At 31.4% G+C, this 4,593-nt stretch carries 3 protein-coding genes and 1 pseudogene; 3 read left to right on the top strand and 1 reads right to left on the bottom strand.

Annotation, left to right across the window (positions count from 1 at the left end):
* The first annotated feature begins 720 nt into the window (after positions 1 to 720).
* Positions 721 to 1,254 carry an RNA polymerase sigma factor gene (locus tag AC1DJR_RS25915; RefSeq protein ID WP_477003851.1) on the top strand — a complete coding sequence of 178 codons (534 nt, stop codon included), beginning with the start codon at positions 721 to 723 and terminating at the stop codon, positions 1,252 to 1,254.
* On the top strand, positions 1,244 to 2,011 hold the full coding sequence (locus AC1DJR_RS25910) for an SH3 domain-containing protein (RefSeq protein ID WP_477003850.1): 768 nt from the start codon (positions 1,244 to 1,246) through the stop codon (positions 2,009 to 2,011). The genes AC1DJR_RS25915 and AC1DJR_RS25910 overlap by 11 nt, the downstream gene beginning before the upstream one ends.
* Here AC1DJR_RS25910 and AC1DJR_RS25905 read toward each other — a convergent pair.
* Positions 2,006 to 3,715 (bottom strand): peptidoglycan D,D-transpeptidase FtsI family protein, encoded by a 1,710-nt coding sequence (locus tag AC1DJR_RS25905; protein ID WP_477003849.1) that lies wholly within the window; start codon positions 3,713 to 3,715, stop codon positions 2,006 to 2,008. The two genes, AC1DJR_RS25910 and AC1DJR_RS25905, sit on opposite strands and share 6 nt — an antisense overlap.
* 409 nt (positions 3,716 to 4,124) lie before the next feature.
* Here AC1DJR_RS25905 and AC1DJR_RS25900 point away from each other — a divergent pair.
* Positions 4,125 to 4,593, top strand: a pseudogene (locus AC1DJR_RS25900) (penicillin-binding protein); the annotation flags it as partial.

Raw genomic sequence — 4,593 nt, 5'->3', positions numbered from 1 at the left:
TTATTATATGTTTGCTTAACTCCAAGGTATAAATTGGGTAAAACAAAGAACAATTAAGTTCAAAAAAAGCATTCTTCCTAATCGAGAATGCTTTTTCTATTTTGTTGTGACTCTAGAAAGTTGATACCGCATCATATTCATTATTTGCAAGTACGGGCTGATTGGTAGTTTGTCCTAAATACTGATTTAAAACTAGAGGATTCAGTCGGAAGTGCAAGTCCGATTGGGATAGGTACTAATGCAGCTGATGATAAAAAACTTGTTCATATTTATTTCCATATCTGAAATCTTGGCATTTCTAATAGTAAAAATAAGAGTAGAACAAATTGAAATGAATAAGTGAGGGTAATTTTAAACTTTAACAAAACAACTATTTAGTAAAAAATAAATAGAGCACACAAATAAGTATGATCTTGGAAAAAATAGGTGATATAAGTGGAGTGTTTCATGAAATCCAAAAAATCGTAATCAGATTTTTATGAGTAAATTTTTAATATTGTATGCTTTACTTGTTTTTTAGGAGCCTGTCACTGAAGAGAATGTATAGATGAAATATCTAACAACATTTATTTCCCACCTTTACATTTTTAAAGAAGGAGTCTTCTATCGAAAAAAAGATAAACAATGGAACAAATGAAACTTGTATCATGTCTATATATTGAAACCATATTAAAAGTGAGGGCAGCTTTATGTTTATTCAAATAAGTTTGAGGTGTGGAAATGGAACAGAAGTTTATTGAAAAATGTAATCATGATGAGCTTGACTATGTTATAAAAGACTATTGGCAGGATGTATGGAATTATTCATTTATTATTACGAAAGATCCGCACTTATCAGATGACATCACRCAAGATGTATTTATWAAGGTTTTTAAACATTGGMATTCGTTTCGAAAGGAGTCATCTATTAAAACGTGGATATTAAAAATYACAAGAAATACGGCAATAAACTATTTGAAATCCTCTTATTTTAAAAGGATATCTTTAGTGGGRTTTTTTAGTGACGATAAGCAATCTCCATCGGCAGAACAAGAATTTTTTAAKCAAGAGGAAATGAATGATGTRTGGGATGTTGTATTAAAACTACCTAAAAAACACCGCGAAATACTAATATTGGACGCGAAATATGAATTGTCTTATGAAGAAATGGCTGAAACATTAGATGTATCAATTGGAACAGTCAAATCTAGATTAAGCCGAGCGAGAAGTAAGGTTTCAAAACTAATAGGGGAGGGTAGAAGTGATGAACAGTAAAAAAAATCCTGACTGGTATAGCAAATTAAAAAACGGACCAATGGAGCGTCGTAAAGATGAAGAAGAATTTATTAATAAAATAAAGCAATCGGTATACCAAAATAGTGAAGTAGATTCTGTAACATAYAAGAGACCATTTCGTAAAAAAGCATTGCCTRTTGTAGTTGTTTTGGTTTGTACAATGTTATTTTTTATTGTTCAACAACCTKGGCTTGATGATAATAAATCACCGGTACAAAGTAGTACTCAAATTAAGCCKAAAACAAAAGATGAATCTGCTCAAGATCCMTCAYTRAAACAATTTATRAATGACTTATATCGAAGTACAAATTCWAAAAATGAAAATGATTTGTATGGAGCATTAAATGATGACGTTATATTTAAAGGGAGAACGTATTCGAAGGATGAATTGAAGGTTGATGAGGATATTTTTCATGAGTTGCAAGTCGCTCTTACAATGGGGGGAGAATTTRCAAATGATACAAAGMAAGYATAYAAAGTACCAAGTGGAWTGACAGAAAGTAACCAAYCAAAGCRAGMKCATTWTATATATGYAACTGTTACTGGAAATAAAACGAAAATTTTAGCTGAACCAAAGCGAGAATCACAAGTTTTATATGAAGTATCTAATGAAATGGTAAAAGCTTGGATTCCAGAAAAAGTGCAAAAGGATGGATATATAAAAATATCGACAATTAACGGTAATACTGGATATGTACAAAAAGAGTATGTTTTAACTGATATTAAGTATTCATGACTCTAAAATTTCTGATGTAACGAGAGCAGCGATATTTTTTTCTGAATTACTACCAGGAATAACGACGGAAATGGCRATTTGTGGATCTTCGGTAGGAGCATATGMAATGAAWAGAGAMTGATTTATCATTCTTTCTTGCTCATTCGGARAACCTGTAMTACCCGTTTTACCTGCGACATGAAAGGGTAAGTTTTTAATCTCCTCTATATTTTGACTCATTCCGCCTTGCACGACACTCCAAAACTTCATAGGATAACGATTTGAACTTTCTAAAATTGGTTTAAACTTTTTTGTTTCCTTACCGTCCTGACYAATAATWGCACTTACRATTTGRGKTTTATATYTATCACCTTTACTYGCCAAAGTTGCTGCATATTGAGCGAGTTGAAGAGGAGTGTGCACTTCATTTCCTCCCCAAGAGGCATTTAATAAAGCAGAGATTCCATTTTCAAACTTACTAGAAGGATGAAATTCATATTGTCCGTCTTCTTCAAAGGGTAAATCAATACCCGTTTTAGARCGTAGRCCGAATTGCWTTAAATAATCTGTCCATATATGTGCCACTTTTTCTATATTCCCATTATTTTGGTTGAATAAGGGSAGAGCTACTTTTGCTGTCATAAATGTRTTAGATGAATTAATGATAGCCTGSCTSGGTGTAATTTCACCTGTTGGTGTTCCAGGTGCATTAGTAATGTTATTTTGATTATCATACTGAAAAGTACCTTTATCTAAATAAGTATCTTCAGGTTGAAAAAGCTTTTCGTTTAATCCAATTAAAATAGTAAGTGGCTTTATAGTAGAGGCCATATTTACATAAGATTCACCATACTTTAATTTTTGAATTGCTTTATTTTGCGAAAGTGATTTGATGTTTTCTTTTTTAGATGATACTTGTTCATATAATGYATTTGGATYAAAYACTGCYGAGTTGRCCATAGTTAAAATTGCGCCAGTTTTYACATCGGTTACYACARCATAACCAGCWTTARCATCAGGTGTTTTCTTAATTTGAGCTCTTAATGCTTCCTCTGTTTTTTGCTGCAATTTAGAGTCTAAAGCTAGCCGGACATCTTTTCCTTTTTGTACTTTTTGAATGTTCCATAAGAACTTTTTATTATTCATTTTAAAAATCAGAGTTTTTCCGGGTTTTCCTTTTAAWTCATTTTCATATTGAAGCTCAATCCCACTTTTTCCAACAGGTCCATACTTAGAATTAAGGTCATTTTCTACATACCCAATTACTTGTGAAGCAATTTCGTTCTTTGGATAATATCGAATGAATTCGTCTTTGATCACTACATTTTTAGGTTTATTCTTGTTTATGAATGAAATTTCATTTTCATTTATATCAGAGTATAAGGATATTTCATTCATAGTCTGCTTATTACAGGATTGTTGTAATTGAGATTTTATGTCCTCTGTAGAAATGTCATGTTGAAACTCGTTTGAAAATTGATTGAAAAAAGCTAATGTGTTTGATGTATCTTTATTCGATAGTTTTTCATCATTAGAAGTGCAATATAGAGACTTAACTTTCTTATTTGTAGCTAGTATTACACCATTTTGATCAAGAATTTCTCCTCTTTCAGCTGAAGAAGTTGCGATAGTAATTGAAATGAAGTTGATTTTTAATAAAATTAGTAAAATCACATTTACAATAGAAAGAACCGCAAAAAATCTCCATCTTTTCGTATGTAACATATAACCCTCCCTTATGTAGCCTATTCCATCTTATAGTTAATTATTTTTTTTGTAAATGTGGAACAACTTTATTACTTAGGTTGTCTATTAAGTATTACAGCATGAAGAAAGGAACAATCAGTATGAAAAAAAGTACATGTTAATAGTAAGTCTATGTGTAAGTTTAATATGAGTCATTATACAGTTTAGCATTTCTAATGCAGGCGACAAAAAAATAGAGAAAAAACAGGAAGGGAGATTTATCAATTACACGGCTAAACCAAAAGGAATGGATGCTTACAAGGATTTAACAAAAAAGATAAGACACTATTATAACTGAATAGTGGTTTCTAATATATAGGGAACGCTTTTAGTATATTTATTTACTAAGTATTAGTGAGGATTTCCTGAAGAATTATATGGAGGATTTATGAAAGAACAAAAAGTAAAGAAACAGAAGACATRTATATCTATTCGATTGAATATAATGTTCCTTTGCATATTTGTACTATTCTCAGCTATTATTATGCAGCTAGGAAAAGTACAAATCGTTGAGGGAGAGGCTTATAAGAACCAAGTGGAAAACAGTCAAAATGAAACAACTAGTATACCAGTTCCACGTGGACAGATTCTAGATCGAGAAGGGAAAACGGTCGTTAATAATAAATCTCTTCGCACAATTACGTATACAAGGGTGAAGGGGATTACGAGTGAAGATATTTTAAAAACAGCAAAAGACTTGGCGAAGGTACTTGAAATGCCTGAGCAAGATATAAATAAATTAACCGATATCGATAAAAAAGATTTTTGGATGCAATTGAATACGAAACGTGCGGAATCAAAGATTACTAAAAAAGACATAGGAAAGTTTAAAGAAAAGGGAATAGAGGGAAAAGAAC

The organism is Bacillus sp. 05T31, from assembly GCF_056396725.1.
Note: the sequence above shows the minus strand (reverse complement) of the source record. Positions and strands in the feature narration are given on the sequence as shown.